The sequence below is a fragment of the Hyphomicrobium sulfonivorans genome, assembly GCF_013306565.1.
Lineage (GTDB): Bacteria > Pseudomonadota > Alphaproteobacteria > Rhizobiales > Hyphomicrobiaceae > Hyphomicrobium_A > Hyphomicrobium_A sulfonivorans.
Genome location: NZ_PZPO01000001.1, coordinates 840,862 through 857,329, shown reverse-complemented (window position 1 = coordinate 857,329; position 16,468 = coordinate 840,862). Strand labels below are relative to the sequence as shown.

Here is a 16,468-nt window from a genome sequence, read left to right as displayed (position 1 = left end):
CGGGATCGGGCAGCCAACGCATTGCCCTCAACTGCCCACCAAATTCGCCGACAACCTCCGGCCATTCAGAACCTGCCCAATAAAAAAGCTCCGGCGTTGCGGCCGGAGCTTTTGCATATCTCAAATAGCTGTCCGCCGAATATTTCGGCCTCAGCTTAGCGCCGTCTCAGTTCTTGACCTGAGACTCGCCCTCGCCAGACTTGGCGTGCTTTTCCTTCTGGCGGGCCATGTACAGCTGCGTGAAGTCGAACGGATCCAGCAGCAGCGGCGGGAAGCCGCCTTCGCGAGTCAGGTCGGCGGCCAGGCGGCGCACGAACGGGAAAAGGATCGACGGGCAGTTCACCAGCAGGAATGGCTCAAGCGCCGATTCCGGAATGTTCTCGATGCGGAACAGGCCGGCATAAACGAGCTGCAGCTGATAGATCTTGCCGTGCTTGTTGGTCGCCTGCGCATCGAAATCGATCGCGCTCTCATACAAGTTCGGGCCGACGTTCTTGGCGCCGACATTGATCATGAGCTGCAGATTGGGCTGATCGCCCGGATCCTGCATCAGCTTTTCAATGTTCGGATTCTCGAACGAGAGATCCTTGATGTACTGGGCAGCAACGCTAACCTTCACGGGTTGGGGCTGCAGATTGATGCCCTCGTCGGGCTTGCCGTTGCCGTTTGTCGAGTTCGCCATTGCTTTCAATTCCGTGCCGGGGTTGCGCCTAATTGGCCGCGTGTGAGTGGCGGCTAGCTAACACGCTGGCCCCGTCGCGACAACGCTGTAAGCTCATCATCGGGTTAACGCGACCGATCTTCGTCATCGTCCAGGCGGGTGAAAGTACCCTCGATGATGACCGGTTCACCGGGCTTCTGGGCCTCTGGCTGGGGCTCGGCCTGACTGCGTCGCGGTGAGCGCCATCGGCGGCGCCGGTCTTTGTTGCCATCCCGGGTGTTGTCGTTGCGATTCGGCGCTGGGGTGGCCATGCCGGGCAAGACCGACCCCAACAGCAAGCGCCGCAGCGGTGGCACCAGCAGCGCCAGACCCAGCGCGTCGGTCAGAAAGCCGGGCACGATCAGCAGGCTGCCGGCAAAGATGATGGCGTAGCTTTCGGCCATCGAGGAAACGCCGAGGCGGCCGTTGTTCACCGAATCGAACATGCGCAGCAGCATCGAGCTGCCTTGCCAGCGAATAATGAGAATTCCGGCAAAAGCCGCCAGTATCAGCAGGCCGACAGTCGCCAGAAAGCCGATTTGCTGGCCCACCAGGATCATCAGCGTGATTTCGATGACCGGCAGCGCCAGCAGGCCGAGGATCGCCATACGTTGCAGCGGCGACATCATTGCCGGCTTTTCCTTTCCCGCTAGCAGGTTGTTGAGCATGCCAGCACCATCCCGCGCGCAAATGTGGTGCATCGGCGCAATCGGGTTGGCATTGCCATTTTTGTGCCTTACCTTGAAGAAAGGACTACCTTAACCCCTGATGGCGGATCGGATCAGAGGCCCATCTTTCCCCGGATTTGGGCTTCCATTAAGACGCGATCATATATTGCTGTCGTATCCAGTCACGCTGTTGATTGCCAGGAAGGCAGCCGTTCTATGACCGATCTGTTCACCCTCATCTCGCTCATCGTCGCGGTTGTCGTGGTGTTGAAGCTGAGAAGCGTTCTCGGACGCCGCACGGGTGACGAAGAAGCCCGCATCGAGCGCCGCACAGCCCGTCAGGGCGCCGCCGGTGCACCGGGTGACAACGTCGTCGCTCTGCCACGTCGCGATGCCGATACTTCGGGTGCCACCATCGCGCCGGAAGTCAGCCAGGCCGACGTTGAAGAGCGCATCAAGTCTATGCCAGGCGTTGAAGCCGCTGCCCGCTCGGGTCTGGTGGAAATTTCGCGCCTTGATCCGCAGTTCGAACCGGAAACGTTCCTGCGTGGTGCAAAGCAGGCCTACGAGATGATCGTCACGGCATTCGCTGAGGGCAATCGCAAGCTGCTCAACGATCTGCTGAGCCGCGAAGTCTATGACGGCTTCGAGGGCGCCATTGCCGAGCGTGAAGCGCGCGGCGAGCAGGTCGATCAGAGCTTCGTCGGCATCAACTCGGCCGATATCTCCGAAGCTGAATTGAAGGGCGGCATTGCTTCCGTCACCGTTCGCTTTGTCAGCGAATTGATTTCGGCCACCCGTGACAAGGCCGGTGCAATCATCAACGGTGATCCGCAGCGCATCAAGGAAGTCACGGACATCTGGACTTTCAGCCGTGATATCTCGACCGCGAAGGCGCGCGCCAATCCAAACTGGCGCCTGATCGCAACGCAGTCGCCGGCCTGATAGAAAGTATGGGCCGCCACCGAGTTTATCGGTGGCGGCCCACCTGATTTTTGCGTTGCGCATCTGTCGTAACGTGGGGGAGAGGCAGAGGGTGGCGTCGGCAATTTGCGCGGCGCTGCTGTCTTTTGGGGGCCATACGCGACCATGTCCGGGGATCGCGCATCCGGCTTTTTCCGTGTCGTTCGCGCGCCATGGCCTATGCTGGCTGCCACCTGCGCGGTCGTGCTAATTGGCGGCCTCCTCGCATCAACGACCGCAGCGACAGCGCAGACCGCCATGGCCAAAGACGCCAGCCCAGCCAAATCAGCCGCCAAGAAAAGCGCCAGCAGCAAGGGCAAGGCCGCGCGCAACTCCGTACCCGAGGCCAAGCTGGAAGCCGCTTCCTTTGCTGACCTTATCGGCTGGGAAACGGATGACCACCTCAAGGCCTTCAAGACGTTTGTGAAATCCTGCAACGACGCCATCCGCATGGCCGAAAGGCCGACAACCCGCGCGATTGCTCAATGCCGCGTTCCGGGCAGCGTGCTGGCCTCCGCCTGCCGCTTGGCGCAATCGGCCGACGTTTCAACCAAGGCAGCGGCCAAGGCCTTCTTTGAAGCCAACTTCGCGCCGCACCGTGTCGTCCACACCAAGAACGAAGGCCTCCTCACCGGCTATTATGAGCCGGTCATGCAGGGCTCGCGTACCCGTCAGGGCAAGTTTCAGACGCCGGTTTATAAGCGCCCGACCGACCTGATGAACGTAGTCGATGAGGCCGACCGCGCTTCGCAGCCGGATGGCCTCACCCACGTGCGCCGCACTTCATCGGGCACCTCCGCCTATCCCACCCGGGCCCAGATCGAGCAGGGCGCGCTGGATGGCAAGGGGCTGGAGCTGCTGTATCTGGAAGACGCCGTTGAGGCCTTCTTCATGCACATTCAGGGCTCCGGCCGCGTCGAGCTCACCGATGGCACGACGGTGCGGATCAACTACGACGGCAAGAACGGCCACCCCTATTCGTCCATCGGCCGCTACCTGATCGAAAACGAGATTCTGCCCGCTAACAAAATGTCGATGCAGGCGCTGGGCAAATGGCTGCGTGAGGACAAGGAGCGCGGCCAAAAGGTCATGTGGCAAAACCAGTCGTATGTCTTCTTCCGCGAGCTGGGTGACGGCGAAGGACCGATGGGCGCCATGCAGGTGGAGCTTACTCCTGGCCGCAGTCTGGCGGTGGACCCGGCCTACCATGCGCTGGGTACGCCGATTTATCTTTCAGTTCCGGGCCTTAAGGGTGCAAAAAAGGATGATGGCTTCCATCGATTGATGGTTGCGCAGGATGTCGGTTCTGCCATTAAGGGTGCGGAGCGAGGCGACATCTACTTCGGTTCGGGCAAAGCCGCCGGCAAACTGGCCGGCACCACCCGGCACGCCGGCAATTTCTACGTGTTACTTCCAGTGGCTGCCGAGGCGGCGGCCGGACAAGGTTTGAGGTTCGGCGAGCACCTGCAATGGCAGACGACAGTGAAAAGCGCCCGCTGAAAAAATCCCCGTGGGGCAAAAAAGCTCCCGCCCGGCTGACTACGGAAGAGCGCGCGCTATGGGATTACATGGCGCAGAGCATCAGCCCTATTAAGGGAAAGAAGCAGCGCTTTCACCCCGCCGTCCCTGAGGACGAACCGCCGGAAAAAGATGCTTTCCCGGCACCAGCCAAAAAAGCACCGCCCGGCAAGATGGTTCGCGTCACTAAGCCGACCATACCTTCACCACCCCACACCTTGATCACACGACCGCCGGCATTGCCTACGCCGGGGCCATCACCGCTGGAACTGGAGCGTCGCAAGGCGCGCAAGCTGTCATCGGGCCGTATCGAAATTGAAGGCCGCATCGATCTGCACGGCATGCGTCAGGCTGAGGCGCACAGCGCGCTGTTGCGCTTCCTGCATCGCGCCTATGGCGACGGCAAGCGATGGGTGCTCGTTATCACGGGCAAGGGCGCGCCGGTGAAAACTGCCTATGACGAACGCTTTGATGGCGATGGCGATTTGCGCGGTGTGCTGCGTCGGAACGTGCCGCGCTGGCTAGCAGAACCCGATGTCTCGCCGATCATAATCGGCTTCACCACCGCTGCTATCCGGCACGGCGGCGAGGGCGCACTTTATGTCCATCTGCGCCGCCGCCCCGGCATGCCGGACATCTAACACGACAAAAAACAACGGGTAGCCTCACAGTGTGGAGCTACCCGTCGCAAAATTCAGATCTGGCACCGCGCTCTAAGAAGCCAATCGCCGAACACACTCAGCCGGCGCGCCAAGCTTAGCTGCTGGGGCAGGTTGCCGCCAGCTTGTCCAGCGCCGCCGTGATACCCATCAGCGAATAGGTGTCGGTGGTGTTGGTGCCGCGCGCCGAGGTCGCCTTCACCAGCGCGTTCGATCCCTTCTTCATGGTGTCCACCAGTCGCTGTTCTTCGGCAGCGTCGGAAACGAACCCGCGCTCACCTTTGACGAACAGCTTGAAGGTGTCGGACCCAACCGTCACCGACATGTCCTTGTCGGTGTTGACCGGGTAGCCGACTTTCACACTCGGTTCGGTTTTGACGCCGTCCTTGGGCCAGGCCGAGATGTAGAAAAATATCGGACCTCGATTGGCACCCAGCGGCTCAACTGCCTGCGGCTGCGATGCGATGAAGCAAACTTCTTTCGCTGCGTCGGCATAAACGCTCCACGCGCCGTGCTTTTCGACGAGGTCGACATTTTGTGCTGCGGCGGTGCCGACAAACGCAAAAATTGCGATGGCCGATGCGATAGTTGTGCGCATTGGGTCCCTTCCTCAAAAGTCGAAGCGCTTATTATAACGTCAGCATATGCATCCCGCGGTCCGGCGTCATCCGGCTGTCCCCATCTTCCCCCCGCTTCTCGACGTGAAGATGGCCTCATTGCGCGATGTTTTATTGTGATGTTTCTCTTGGGCCACCCTCACGCACCGGTCGGTCGGCAAATTTCGCCAGCGTACGCACACGGTCGTACATGACGATCGCACCTGCCATCGCGACGTTGACGCAAAAACTGGTCGGTATGCGGATCACGTAATCACATCGCTCCAGCAACGGTTCCGACAGCGAACCCTGCTCCGGCCCCAGCACGTAGGCTGCTTTCATAGGATGGCGGAAGCTGGGTAAATCAATCGCTTTATCAAGAAGTTCAATGCCGACGAGTTTGCAGCCCTGCGGCAGCACCATTTCATCCAGACCCGTCCAGTTGTAGTGCGGAAGATGCAGCTGGCTCTTGGAGGTGTCGGCAAATGCTTCCAGCGCCTTGTAGGTCGCTCCAACCGTGAACGTGAAGCTGGCGCCAAACCCGTGCGCCGAGCGCATCAGGTTGCCCAGATTGCGCGATTTCGACATCCGTTCCGCGCCGATAGCGAAATAGCCCCGCGCCTTCGGTGGCCAGTTGGTATGCGACCAGCTTGGGGCCGGCTGATTGGTCATTGGTGATTTTCCCTTGTCGCCCGCTTGCGGTGCACCGCGGGGCGTGGTCGAAAAGGCGCGCAGGGTGCACGCGCCCGAGCATTGAAATTTCTGTTTCGCCAAGAGGTTTTACATGAAAGCGGCCCTTTGTAAGAGCCTCGATGGCCCTGCTGGCGTCTCGGTGGAAGAAATTCCGACGCCGCAGCCCGCTGCGGGCGAGGTGCTGGTTCGCGTCAAAGCCGCCGCACTCAATTTCTTCGACACGCTCATCACGCGCGGCAAATACCAGTTCAAGCCCGAGCTGCCGTTCTCTCCCGCCGGCGAAATTGCAGGCGTGGTCGAGGCGCTGGGCGAAGGCGTCAGCGGCGTCGCTGTTGGTGATCGCGTCGCTGCCTATGTCGGTTGGGGCGGCGCGCGCGAGCAGGTCATCGTGCAGGCCGATCAGCTTGTTGCCATCCCTGAAGGCGTTTCCGATGAGGTCGCCGCTGGCATCGCCGTCACCTATGGCACCGCGATGCACGGCCTCAAGGATCGCGGCGACCTGCGGGCAGGCGAAACCGTCGCCGTGCTTGGCGCTGCGGGCGGCGCTGGTCTCGCAGCGGTCGAAATCGCCAAACTGATAGGGGCGCGCGTCATTGCCGTTGCGTCGTCGGAAGAAAAGCTCGCCGTAGCCCGCGCGCACGGCGCCGACGATGCGGTCGACTATGCCGGCCGTGACCTGAAAGATGGTCTCAAGGCTCTGACCGGCGGCCGTGGCGTCGACGTCGTCTATGACTGCGTGGGCGGCGACAGCGCCGAAGCTTCATTGCGCGCGATGGCCTGGCAGGGACGCTTCCTCGTCATCGGCTTTGCGTCGGGCGACATCCCCAAGATCCCGCTCAATCTGCTGCTGCTGAAGGGTTGCGATGCCATCGGCGTATTCTGGAGCGAGGCGGTGAAGCGCGATCCCGCCGGTCACCGCGAGAACATGCGTCAGGTGCTGCAATGGGTGGCTGAGGGCAGCCTGGCGCCGCGCATCCACGGCACATTCCCGCTGGCGAGCATTCGCGATGCGCTGGGCGTCATCGATCGTCGTGAGGCCGTGGGCAAGGTCGTGCTGAAAATCTGAGAAACTAGATTATCAAAACATAATATAGCATTGATTTATCGATAAAATATCGAGTCCAACCATATTGGATGTTTTCCAGCTACCGTTCCAGCTACCGTTCCAGCTACCGTTCCAGCTACCGTTCCAGCTACCGGTCGGGATTGAACCCATCAGCGGCGCGAAGCAGTTTTTGCCTGCCCCTGCCCCTGCCCCTGCCCCTGCCCCCCGGGAGGATTCCTACGCGCTCGGCGGCCGGCGCCCCACAGGGGGTGTCGCCGAGCGCAAAAAGAAGCCCCCTCCAAATTAACCTCATGCAGCAGATCGGCACCGCCATTCAGAATTTATTTGCCATATGGGGGCGATGCTGACCGCTGAGTGTTTTTGGGTGGGGCGTTGCGTTCAATGTGGGCTTTTCGTTTTGGGTTGATGGTGCTCATCGCGCTGACGGGCGCGGCTGCACTCGGTGTGCCCGCACAAGCCGAAGGCTTCTTCTCCAAGCTCCTCGGCTGGGGGCAGCGCCAGGTAGAGCGCAACATCGATCCACCCACCTATAACTTCGGCTACAGCGGCCAGGACGATCGCTATGATCGCCGCTACGACCGCTATGGCTACGGTGGCGGCAACTGGCCCACCGATAACGGGCGTTATCGCACCCTGTGCGTCCGCACCTGTGACGGCTTCTATTTCCCCATCGGCGACAGCGTCGGCCGCGAGCGGCTACATCAGGATGCACGCACGTGCGAATCCCGCTGCACCAGCGAAGCGCGCCTCTACTATTACCCTGTGCAGGGCGGCAGCCCCGAAACGATGGTTGACCTTGGCGGCCGCCCTTACGTGCAGGAGCGCACCGCGTTTCTCTATCGCAAGCAACTCGTCTCCGGCTGCACGTGCAAAGCTGCGCCCTGGTCGGCTGAATCGGCAGCGCGCCACCGCGCCTATAAGGACGACGACCGCATGATGGCGGATATGCGCCGCAGTGAGCAGCGTTATGCCGGGCCGCCCGCGGGCGCTGGCGGTGGCGGTGAAATCGAAGCCTATCTCATGCGACAGGGGCCAGACCCGCACTCGCAGCAGTCGCCGTGGGATGGTGGGGTCAGCCGCTACTGAGCGGGCGTTCTCCATTCAGACCGGCTCCGCGCCTACACGCCTCATATTGTGCTTGAACACAGCCCACTATTTCCGGAGCTGCGCGAACAATGCACCGGCGGCAAAGGCCACCCCGCTCCGCCATGGCTTCATTTTATGGTTGAACACGAAGCTCCACCGGCATGAATCATATGATGTTTCACGTGTAACAGTTTCTTCAGTTCTGCCGTTCTCGTGCCGGCGCCTTCCCCACCGCCGCTGCACTCGGCCCAACCCATCGACGAAGAGCCCAAAACAAAAAGCCCCCGCCGTTGGGCAGGGGCTTTGAGTTGTAACGACTGCGTCGGCGGATCGGTCTCACCGGAGCGATCCGCTCGCGCCATTCCTTATTCTGCGGGGTTCACCAACCGGCGTGCTTCCTGCGCCGGTGTCTCCTGAGCCGCCTTCTTGTAGCGCTCCGGTTCACCCTGCCCCGGCTTGTACACCAGCGGCAGCAGGAACTGCTCGATGTAGCTCTTCGGGAAATTCGGAATCTCGTCGACACCAAGATCGCTGGCCTTGATCTCACGCGGCGGTTTCTCGTGGAACGTGCCCAGCATCCGGTCCCAGCACGTCAGCAGCAGGCCGAAGTTGCAGTCGCCCTCGGTGCCCCAGTTCACGTGATGCAGGTGATGAATGCGGCCGATCGAGAAGTGCTTCTGAAGCGGGCCAAGTCGCGCGTCCACGTTTGAATGCTGCACGATCAGCGTGATCGAGATCGCGAAGCCAAGCAGCACGGCAACCGGAATAGGCATGCCCATGATCACCAGCGGCATGCTGCCAACGATCATATCAAGCGCCTGGTGAGCGGGATGACGCATCACACCGTTGAAGCCGTAGAGCCGCCCGACTCCGTGATGCACCGCATGCAGGCGCCACAGCACCGAAAAACGGTGGCTCAGGTAGTGCATGAACATGAACACGAAATCGGAGACCAGATAGGCCATCAGAAGCTGGGCCCACAGCGGCCACTGCGTCGGCCAGATCTCAGCATTGAATGGAAACAGCCAGACGATCAGCGGGATCAGCAGAACGCCGTTGATGCTCTGCATCTCGTAGACGATGAGATGGATGAAGTTGGTCGGAGCGTCGCCATGCGCCTCGTGATCGTTCCACTCATCGAAGAACGGCGCGGTCTTTTCCGACGCAAATGCTACGGCATAGGCAAGGCCGAGCAGCGGTGCGAGCCACAGATAAGCCCAGACGTTATCGCGGGCGATCACAAGTTCAGTAACGACCCAGTACGCAGCACCGATAAGGCCCAGCATCATGAAGGGCGCATAGCCGTATCGGACGATAGCGCGGAGTGCTGACATCATTGTCTCCGGTCAACAGGGCGAGGCAGGGCCTCTGACATAACGGAGGTAACGGACACTGGACTAGCCGGGCCTCCTTCGGTTTGCCGCCGATCAGGCAGCATCCGGGCGGATTGTTCTTTACAGACTTCGCTGCTGTTTCAGCATCGTTGCAACTTCCATAGGCTCGGTCAGCGCAGGTGAACACTGCGGGCCAAGGCACACATAAGCCGTTGCTCTTGAGTTATTGGCACTCTTGTCGCGAAGGCCGGGTAAATCCGAGCCGTCTGCGTCGCCACAAAAAGCGTACTGCATTGCGCCGGGCAAAGAAATACTTCTGATGACGTCCATCAGTTCCACGCCACCTTGGAGATGCTGGCCTGCGACAACGACTTGCTGCGGGCTGATAAGATCAAATGTGCTCGCCAGCAGCCCTGTGTGTGCAACCACGCTGCGCCCGATATCTCCTGCATATGTGGCCAGCAACGCCTCGGCGCGCTCGAAGTAGCGCTGTTCGCCGCTTATGGTTGCCAAAGCAATAAGATTGGCCAGCATGATTGCGTTGGCATTCGGTGTCGCATCATCGGTGCCGGGCTTCAGCCGCAGGATCACATCGCGCGTATCGTCGGCTGAGGTTGCATAGCCGCCCGTTTCACTGAGCCAGTAATGGCGGTCAAGCACATCGGACCATGCAGCGGCCTGATCGAAATAGCGCTTCTCGCCGGTCACCTCGAACAGGCGCAGCGCTCCCCAGATCATGTTGGCATAATCCGACGCTGTCGCCGGGGCCTTGGCGATGCCTGCGCGCCATGAGTGTTGCAACCGGCCATCGCGTTGCATGTGCGTCACGATGAAATCGAACGCCTTCTTGGCCATATCCAGCCAGAGTGGTTGATCGAACACGAACGACGCGCGGGCCAGCGCCGCGATCATCAGACCGTTCCAATCCGCCAGAACCTTGTCGTCCCAGCCGGGGCGCACGCGGCCATCGCGCGCCGCCATCAGCTTCGCGCGCAGATCCGCCAGCCGCTGCTCGTCGGCGTCGCTGCGCAGCGCCATGCTGCCAAGCCGGTTGAGGATGTTGTGGCCTTCGAAATTTCCGTCGGCCGTCACGTCGTAGGCTTCGGCAAAGAAGCGGCCGTCCTCATCGCCCAGCACGCTCAGCACTTCATCCAGCGACCAGACGTAGAATTTGCCTTCCTCGCCTTCCGAATCCGCATCGAGCGAAGCCGCGAACCCGCCGCCCTCGGCGATCATCTCGCGCTCAAGCCAGGCCACCGTTTCCGCCACCCGGGCGCGATACAGCGGCGATCCCGTCTCCCGATAGACTTCCGTCATCAGGTCGATCAGCAGCGCGTTGTCGTACAGCATCTTCTCGAAATGCGGCACCAGCCAGCGCTCATCGACCGAATAGCGCGAGAAGCCACCGCCCAGGTGATCGTAGATGCCACCCTGACAGATGTTGTCGAGCGTCAGCACCACCGCGTTGCGCGCCGGCGCGTGGTCGTAGCGAATGCCACCACGCCACAGCAGCCAGAAGATGCTCCATTGCGGAAACTTGGGCGCGCCCTGCAGGCCGCCGCGCACAGAATCGACGGCGGGCACGAGGCGCTGGGTCAGATCCCGCAGCAGGCGATCATCGATTACGGGCGCAGCGCTCGCCGGCTTCGGCTGGCCGACGGCGGCGGTCAGCGCGCGCGCGTTCTCGGCCACCTTCTCCGGCTCGTTGCGGAATACGTTGGCCACCTGACGCAGCACATCCACGAACGCCGGTCGCCCGAAACGGGCCGTGTTGGGAAAATACGTGCCGCCCCACACCGGTCGCGCGTCGCTGTCCAGAAACATCGTCAGCGGCCAGCCGCCCTGCTCGCCCAGGGCATGCAGCGCGCCCATATAGATCGCGTCGATGTCGGGGCGCTCTTCGCGGTCCACCTTGATGTTGACGAACAGCTCGTTCATCACCGCCGCCGTCGCTTCATCCTCGAAGCTCTCGTGCGCCATCACGTGGCACCAGTGGCAGGCGGCATAGCCCACCGACAGCAGGATCGGCTTGCCGGTGCGCCGCGATTCCTCCAGCGCTTCCGGGCCCCACGCCCACCAGTGGACGGGGTTGTCCTTATGCTGCAGGAGATAGGGGCTTGTCTCTTTGTTCAGGCGGTTTTCGCTCATGCGGCCCTCTTTAACCTTCAAGGGGTAGATGGGCGCTTAATCCGCCGATGCCATTCAACTCTAGGCCGGAACGGCCGCAGCCGCTGATCACAATACCGCCAGCACCACGGGTTTTGTATGCCGAAGGCCGATACCATTTTTGCACTCTCCAGCGCGCCCGGACGGGCTGGCGTGGCGGTGGTGCGCATCAGCGGTCCGGCCGCTGGTGAGGTTGTCGATCGGATGGCACCACCGCGTGGTGACACTCGTCGCGCAGTACTGCGCCACATACGTCACCATCAGAGTGGCGATGTCCTGGATGATGCCTTGGTGCTCTGGCTCCAGGGCCCGCGCACCGAGACCGGCGAAGACATGGCTGAGCTGCATTTGCACGGTAGTCCGGCCATCGTCAGCGCGGTTCTAGAGGCGCTGGGCCGCTTTCCTGGCTGCCGCATGGCCGAGGCTGGCGAGTTCACCATCCGCTCCTTCCGCAACGGCAAGATAGATCTCGCGCAGGTGGAGGGTCTGGCCGATCTCATTGCCGCCGACACTGAAGCACAGCGCAAACAGGCGCTCGCACAGGCGCAGGGCGCGCTTTCGAAGCTCTGCGAGGGCTGGCGCGGCTCACTCATCGAGGCCAGCGCGCTGGCTGAAGCCGCTATCGATTTCTCCGACGAAGCCGATGTTGCCGACGATGCCTTCGCCCGCGCCCGTGCGATTGTCGCCGAAGTTCTGCCCACCATTCTCGCCCATCTCGACGATGGCCATCGCGGTGAAATCCTGCGCGATGGCTTCCGCGTGGTGCTGGCGGGGGCGCCCAATGCGGGCAAATCCAGCCTTCTGAACGCCCTGGCGCGCCGGGATGCTGCCATCGTATCCGACGAAGCAGGCACCACCCGCGACGCCATCGAGGTGCGGCTTGATCTTAGCGGCCTGCCCGTCATCGTCACCGACACGGCGGGCATCCGGGAGGCTACCGGTGCGATTGAGCGCGAAGGCATCCGCCGCTCGCTGGAGCATGTCCGCGAGGCCGATCTCGTGCTCTGGCTTTGCGATGCCCGTGAGGCCCTGCCCCCCATGCCTGCTGAGGTTGCCAGCCGCGATCAGGCGCAAAGCCTCACCGTGGCGACCAAGATCGATCTGCTGCCCGCCGCTTCTCCCGATGCGCCGCCGCCGTTGCCTTTCGCCGCCGATCTGGCGATTTCGGTCCGCACTGGCGAAGCCCTCAACGCCCTGGTTCAGCGTATTGCCGCTATCGCCGGGCAGCGCATCGGCGATCAGTCCAGCCCGGCCCTGACCCGCGAGCGCCATCGCGAAAGCCTGAATCAATGCGCCGAGGCCCTCGCCCGCTTCCTCGCGGGCGATGCCGACCAGCACGAATTGCGCGCGGAAGACCTGCGAATGGCGGTTCAGGCGCTGGGCCGGATCACCGGCCGCGTCGATGTCGAGGACATTCTCGGCCAGATTTTTTCGCGATTCTGCATTGGCAAGTAGTTGCGTTGTTTCACGTGAAACGATTCGTTTACCATTCCGGTGCCAGCTCGGCGGGCGTTCCGCCCCTTTGACGATTCGCGCCGTCTGTGGCTTTTTCCGCTGTGCCGCCTGATCCAGAGCTGCGAATAGGTCGCCAGCCTCCGATCATCGGCCGAATATCAGGTTCAAAAGCGATGACTGACGCCAGATTCGACGTAATCGTGGTGGGCGGAGGCCATGCCGGTTGCGAAGCCGCGGCCGCCGCAGCGCGCATGGGCGCCCGCACGGCGCTGGTGACCCACCGGTTCGAGACCATCGGCGAGATGTCCTGCAATCCGGCCATCGGTGGGCTCGGCAAAGGCCATCTGGTGCGTGAGATCGATGCGCTGGACGGGCTGATGGGCCGCGTCGCGGATCAGGCTGGCATCCAGTTCCGGCTGCTGAACCGCTCCAAAGGCCCCGCAGTTCAGGGCCCGCGCACGCAGGCTGACCGCAAAATCTACCGCCAGGCCATGCAGACGGCCATCCGCGATACCGCAAACCTTGAGGTGATCGAGGGCGGCGTCGAGGATCTGATCGTCACCAATGGCCGTGTTTGCGGTGTCATCACCGGCGATGGCCGGTCGCTGGCCGCTGGCGCCGTGGTGCTTACCACCGGCACGTTCCTCAACGGCCTCATCCACCTTGGCGAGGAGCAATATCCTGCTGGGCGCGCCGGCGAAGCCCCCGCGCTCAAGCTTTCCGAGCGTCTCTATGGCTTGGGTCTGCAACTCGGACGCCTCAAAACCGGCACTCCGGCCCGTCTTTCCAAGGCTTCCATCGATTGGGATAGCCTGGAACAGCAGGCCGCCGATGATCCGCCGGTGCCGTTTTCCTTCCTGACGGAACGCATCACCACCCCGCAGGTGACGTGCGCGATTACCCGCACCACCGAGGCCACCCACGCCATTATCCGGGCCAATCTTGAGCGTTCGGCGATGTATGGCGGGCGGATTTCGTCCACGGGCCCGCGTTATTGCCCGTCGATTGAAGACAAGGTCGTCCGCTTCGCAAGCCGCGATAACCATCAGATTTTCCTGGAACCGGAGGGGCTGGACGACGACACCGTCTATCCCAACGGCATTTCCTCCTCGCTGCCGGCCGATGTGCAGGATGCCTTTATCCGCACCATGCCGGGGCTGGCCAACGTCGTTATCAAGCGCCCCGGCTACGCGATCGAATACGATTACGTCGATCCCCGCGAATTAAGCCCGGCGCTTCACGTGAAACGGCTTCCGGGCCTGTTTCTGGCGGGCCAGATCAACGGCACCACCGGATACGAGGAAGCCGGCGCGCAAGGCCTGCTGGCGGGCATAAACGCTGCACTGCTGGCTGGTGGCGGCGAGGCCGACTTCGCCATTTCCCGCGCCGACGGCTATCTCGGCGTCATGGTCGATGACCTCGTCACCCGTGGCGTCAGCGAGCCCTACCGCATGTTCACCTCCCGCGCCGAATACCGGCTGCGCCTGCGCGCCGACAACGCCGATCAGCGTCTGACACCCCTTGGCAGCGCAATCGGTTGTGTTGGTGAACCAAGACGAATCGCCTTCGAGGCCAAGTCCGCCGCTTTGGTTGAAGCAACGCAGCTTTTGCGGGAGTTGTCGCTCACGCCCAACGAGGCTGGACGCCACGGCCTCGATGTTAACCGTGATGGCCGCCGCCGCTCAGCCTTCGATCTGCTGGCCCTGCCGGATGTCGATATTCAGCGCCTTGCCGTCATCTGGCCCCAGATCGGCGAGATCGAGCCGGCCATCGCCGAGCAGGTCTACGTCGATGCCCGCTATGCATCCTATGTGAACCGCCAGGAGCAGGATGTAGCCGCCCTGCGCCGCGACGAGGCGCTCGCCATCCCTGAAGGCTTCGATTTTGCCGCCCTGCCCGGCCTTTCTGCCGAGGTGCGCCAGAAGCTGGAGCGCAATCGCCCGGCCACCATTGCTCAGGCGGCCCGCATCGACGGCATAACCCCCGCCGCGCTTCTGCTGCTGCTGGCCCAGATCAAGGCTCAGGCCGCCAAAACCCGGAAATCTGCCTGATGGGCCAGCACGCGCGAACAGAATCAGTGGCCGGGCCGCAGGATTTCGCCCGCCTTTTCGACGTTTCACGTGAAACGATTGATAAACTTTTGACCTACGAAGCCCTGCTCCGGCAGTGGCAACGGACCATCAACCTTGTCGCCCCCAGCACGCTGGATCAGGTCTGGTCGCGCCATTTCGCCGATTCCGCCCAGCTTTTCCGCTTCGCGCCTGAAAACGCCACCAAATGGCTGGATCTGGGCTCTGGAGCGGGCTTTCCGGGCATGGTTCTGGCCATCATGCTGGCCGAACGCGCCGATGCGCGGGTCACAATGGTCGAAAGTGATACCCGAAAGGCAGCATTCCTCCGCGAAGTGGGCCGTCGCTGCAGCGCACCTGTGGACATCCGCGCGGAGCGAATCGAGAAAGCCGCGACTCAATCTAAGCTTGGAGGCGTCGACGTTATCACTGCGCGCGCGCTGGCACCCTTGCCGCGCTTGCTGGAACTTGCCGCACCTGCATTCTCAGCCCACACCGTGGCGCTGTTTTTGAAGGGTCGCGAAGCTGAGGCCGAAGTAGCGGCAGCAAGAGAGCGGTGGACGTTTGACGCGACGCTGGAGCCCAGCTTGACCGATGCTGGCGGGAGAATAGTCGCAATACGGGCGTTGGAGGTCGATAGAGAGGAGTAGTGGCGATGGGCGCGACGCGACCAGGTGAGCCCCGCACATTGGCGGTAGCCAATCAGAAGGGCGGCGTCGGCAAGACGACCACGGCAATCAATCTCGGCACGGCGCTGGCCTCAATCGGCGAGCGCGTTCTCATTATAGATCTTGATCCGCAGGGCAACGCTTCCACCGGGCTTGGCATTGATGTCGATAGCCGGCCTCGGACGGCGTTCGATGTGCTTACCGGCGGTTTGGGGCTGGTCGAATGCGCGCTGGCGACAGCGGTACCCGGCCTTTATGTGGTTCCCGCAAACTCTGATCTCGTCGGCGTTGAAAGCACGCTGACCGACGCCAACCGGCCCTACAAATTGCGTGACGCTGTGGCGGCGCTTGGTGCTCGCCAGCGCAATCTGCCGCCGGATCAGCAGTTCAAATACATCCTCATCGACTGTCCGCCGTCACTTAACTTGTTGACGCTTAACGCGCTTTCAGCAGCAAATGCGGTTCTGGTGCCAGTACAATGCGAGTTCTTCGCGCTGGAAGGTATCTCCCAGCTCAAGGAATCCATCGATCAGATCCGCGCCACGCTCAATCCGTCGCTCGAAATCCAGGGAGTGGTGCTGACGATGCACGATGCGCGTACTACGCTGTCCCGGGAAGTGGCGGACAACGTCCGGGCGTTCTTCGGTCCCAAGGTCTACGAGACCATCATTCCGCGCAACACGCGGGTGGCCGAGGCGCCGTCGCACGGCAAGCCGATCCTGCTTTACGACTTCGATTGCGCGGGCAGCCAGGCTTACATCCGCCTTGCCACCGAGATCATCGAGCGCGAAGGCCGTAACAAGGCCGCTTAACCTAACCGCCTAAGA

15 protein-coding genes are annotated in these 16,468 nt (G+C 62.1%); 9 read left to right on the top strand and 6 right to left on the bottom strand.

Features of this window, described 5'->3' with window-relative positions; genetic code table 11:
- Positions 1-166: 166 nt before the first annotated feature.
- Together secB and C6Y62_RS03980 are read right to left on the bottom strand one after the other, a co-directional pair.
- On the bottom strand, positions 167-682 hold the full coding sequence (secB, locus tag C6Y62_RS03985) for a protein-export chaperone SecB (protein ID WP_173952852.1): 516 nt from the start codon (positions 680-682) through the stop codon (positions 167-169).
- Positions 683-786: 104 nt separating this feature from the next.
- Positions 787-1,368 (bottom strand): FxsA family protein, encoded by a 582-nt coding sequence (locus tag C6Y62_RS03980; RefSeq protein WP_173952851.1) that lies wholly within the window; start codon positions 1,366-1,368, stop codon positions 787-789.
- A 216-nt stretch (positions 1,369-1,584) separates the two neighbouring features.
- Between C6Y62_RS03980 and C6Y62_RS03975 the strand changes: the two genes are divergently transcribed.
- The 3 genes from C6Y62_RS03975 (at position 1,585) to C6Y62_RS03965 (ending at position 4,490) form a co-directional block, all read left to right on the top strand.
- A complete protein-coding gene (locus C6Y62_RS03975; protein WP_173952850.1) occupies positions 1,585-2,313 on the top strand; it encodes a Tim44/TimA family putative adaptor protein in 729 nt (242 codons plus the stop codon).
- Positions 2,314-2,589: 276 nt separating this feature from the next.
- Entirely contained in the window at positions 2,590-3,831 is a 1,242-nt protein-coding gene (mltA, locus tag C6Y62_RS03970) for a murein transglycosylase A (protein WP_173952849.1), read from the top strand.
- Positions 3,801-4,490: a Smr/MutS family protein gene (locus C6Y62_RS03965; RefSeq protein WP_173952848.1), complete on the top strand. Its 690-nt coding sequence runs from the start codon at positions 3,801-3,803 to the stop codon at positions 4,488-4,490. Before mltA ends, C6Y62_RS03965 begins: the two co-directional genes overlap by 31 nt.
- Before the next feature lie 115 nt (positions 4,491-4,605).
- Here the strand turns inward: C6Y62_RS03965 and C6Y62_RS03960 are convergent, their stop codons facing one another.
- Both C6Y62_RS03960 and C6Y62_RS03955 read right to left on the bottom strand, forming a co-directional pair.
- A complete protein-coding gene (locus tag C6Y62_RS03960) occupies positions 4,606-5,106 on the bottom strand; it encodes an invasion associated locus B family protein (protein ID WP_068463010.1) in 501 nt (166 codons plus the stop codon).
- Between the two features lie 130 nt (positions 5,107-5,236).
- A complete protein-coding gene (locus C6Y62_RS03955; protein ID WP_068463008.1) occupies positions 5,237-5,776 on the bottom strand; it encodes an RNA methyltransferase in 540 nt (179 codons plus the stop codon).
- Positions 5,777-5,888: 112 nt separating this feature from the next.
- On the opposite strand from C6Y62_RS03955, the gene C6Y62_RS03950 reads away from it, so the two are divergent.
- Both C6Y62_RS03950 and C6Y62_RS03945 read left to right on the top strand, forming a co-directional pair.
- Complete coding sequence (locus C6Y62_RS03950) at positions 5,889-6,863, top strand: NADPH:quinone oxidoreductase family protein (protein ID WP_173952847.1); 975 nt, start codon at positions 5,889-5,891, stop codon at positions 6,861-6,863.
- Between the two features lie 381 nt (positions 6,864-7,244).
- A complete protein-coding gene (locus tag C6Y62_RS03945) occupies positions 7,245-7,949 on the top strand; it encodes a DUF2865 domain-containing protein (RefSeq protein WP_083509749.1) in 705 nt (234 codons plus the stop codon).
- A gap of 365 nt (positions 7,950-8,314) precedes the next feature.
- Here C6Y62_RS03945 and C6Y62_RS03940 read toward each other — a convergent pair whose 3' ends face one another.
- Complete coding sequence (locus C6Y62_RS03940; RefSeq protein ID WP_068463098.1) at positions 8,315-9,283, bottom strand: sterol desaturase family protein; 969 nt, start codon at positions 9,281-9,283, stop codon at positions 8,315-8,317.
- A gap of 120 nt (positions 9,284-9,403) precedes the next feature.
- On the bottom strand, positions 9,404-11,431 hold the full coding sequence (locus tag C6Y62_RS03935) for a thioredoxin domain-containing protein (protein WP_173952846.1): 2,028 nt from the start codon (positions 11,429-11,431) through the stop codon (positions 9,404-9,406).
- Between the two features lie 117 nt (positions 11,432-11,548).
- Between C6Y62_RS03935 and mnmE the strand changes: the two genes are divergently transcribed.
- From mnmE to C6Y62_RS03915, 4 genes are all read left to right on the top strand, one after another.
- Positions 11,549-12,904 (top strand): tRNA uridine-5-carboxymethylaminomethyl(34) synthesis GTPase MnmE, encoded by a 1,356-nt coding sequence (mnmE, locus tag C6Y62_RS03930; RefSeq protein ID WP_173952845.1) that lies wholly within the window; start codon positions 11,549-11,551, stop codon positions 12,902-12,904.
- 173 nt (positions 12,905-13,077) lie between these two features.
- Positions 13,078-14,955, top strand: a complete 1,878-nt coding sequence (gene mnmG, locus C6Y62_RS03925) for a tRNA uridine-5-carboxymethylaminomethyl(34) synthesis enzyme MnmG (RefSeq protein ID WP_173952844.1) — start codon at positions 13,078-13,080, stop codon at positions 14,953-14,955.
- Positions 14,955-15,623: a 16S rRNA (guanine(527)-N(7))-methyltransferase RsmG gene (rsmG, locus tag C6Y62_RS03920; RefSeq protein WP_173952843.1), complete on the top strand. Its 669-nt coding sequence runs from the start codon at positions 14,955-14,957 to the stop codon at positions 15,621-15,623. Before mnmG ends, rsmG begins: the two co-directional genes overlap by 1 nt.
- Before the next feature lie 5 nt (positions 15,624-15,628).
- Positions 15,629-16,453 carry a ParA family protein gene (locus tag C6Y62_RS03915; RefSeq protein ID WP_068462993.1) on the top strand — a complete coding sequence of 275 codons (825 nt, stop codon included), beginning with the start codon at positions 15,629-15,631 and terminating at the stop codon, positions 16,451-16,453.
- The last annotated feature ends 15 nt before the right edge of the window (positions 16,454-16,468 follow it).

Excerpts from the sequence above, each read along its gene's own strand:
- secB (WP_173952852.1), bottom strand. The coding sequence starts at position 682 with ATGGCGAACTCGACAAACGGCAACGGCAAGCCCGACGAGGGCATCAAT.
- C6Y62_RS03980 (WP_173952851.1), bottom strand. The coding sequence starts at position 1,368 with ATGCTCAACAACCTGCTAGCGGGAAAGGAAAAGCCGGCAATGATGTCG.
- C6Y62_RS03975 (WP_173952850.1), top strand. The coding sequence starts at position 1,585 with ATGACCGATCTGTTCACCCTCATCTCGCTCATCGTCGCGGTTGTCGTG.
- mltA (WP_173952849.1), top strand. The coding sequence starts at position 2,590 with ATGGCCAAAGACGCCAGCCCAGCCAAATCAGCCGCCAAGAAAAGCGCC.
- C6Y62_RS03965 (WP_173952848.1), top strand. The coding sequence starts at position 3,801 with ATGGCAGACGACAGTGAAAAGCGCCCGCTGAAAAAATCCCCGTGGGGC.
- C6Y62_RS03960 (WP_068463010.1), bottom strand. The coding sequence starts at position 5,106 with ATGCGCACAACTATCGCATCGGCCATCGCAATTTTTGCGTTTGTCGGC.
- C6Y62_RS03955 (WP_068463008.1), bottom strand. The coding sequence starts at position 5,776 with ATGACCAATCAGCCGGCCCCAAGCTGGTCGCATACCAACTGGCCACCG.
- C6Y62_RS03950 (WP_173952847.1), top strand. The coding sequence starts at position 5,889 with ATGAAAGCGGCCCTTTGTAAGAGCCTCGATGGCCCTGCTGGCGTCTCG.
- C6Y62_RS03945 (WP_083509749.1), top strand. The coding sequence starts at position 7,245 with ATGTGGGCTTTTCGTTTTGGGTTGATGGTGCTCATCGCGCTGACGGGC.
- C6Y62_RS03940 (WP_068463098.1), bottom strand. The coding sequence starts at position 9,283 with ATGTCAGCACTCCGCGCTATCGTCCGATACGGCTATGCGCCCTTCATG.
- C6Y62_RS03935 (WP_173952846.1), bottom strand. The coding sequence starts at position 11,431 with ATGAGCGAAAACCGCCTGAACAAAGAGACAAGCCCCTATCTCCTGCAG.
- mnmE (WP_173952845.1), top strand. The coding sequence starts at position 11,549 with ATGCCGAAGGCCGATACCATTTTTGCACTCTCCAGCGCGCCCGGACGG.
- mnmG (WP_173952844.1), top strand. The coding sequence starts at position 13,078 with ATGACTGACGCCAGATTCGACGTAATCGTGGTGGGCGGAGGCCATGCC.
- rsmG (WP_173952843.1), top strand. The coding sequence starts at position 14,955 with ATGGGCCAGCACGCGCGAACAGAATCAGTGGCCGGGCCGCAGGATTTC.
- C6Y62_RS03915 (WP_068462993.1), top strand. The coding sequence starts at position 15,629 with ATGGGCGCGACGCGACCAGGTGAGCCCCGCACATTGGCGGTAGCCAAT.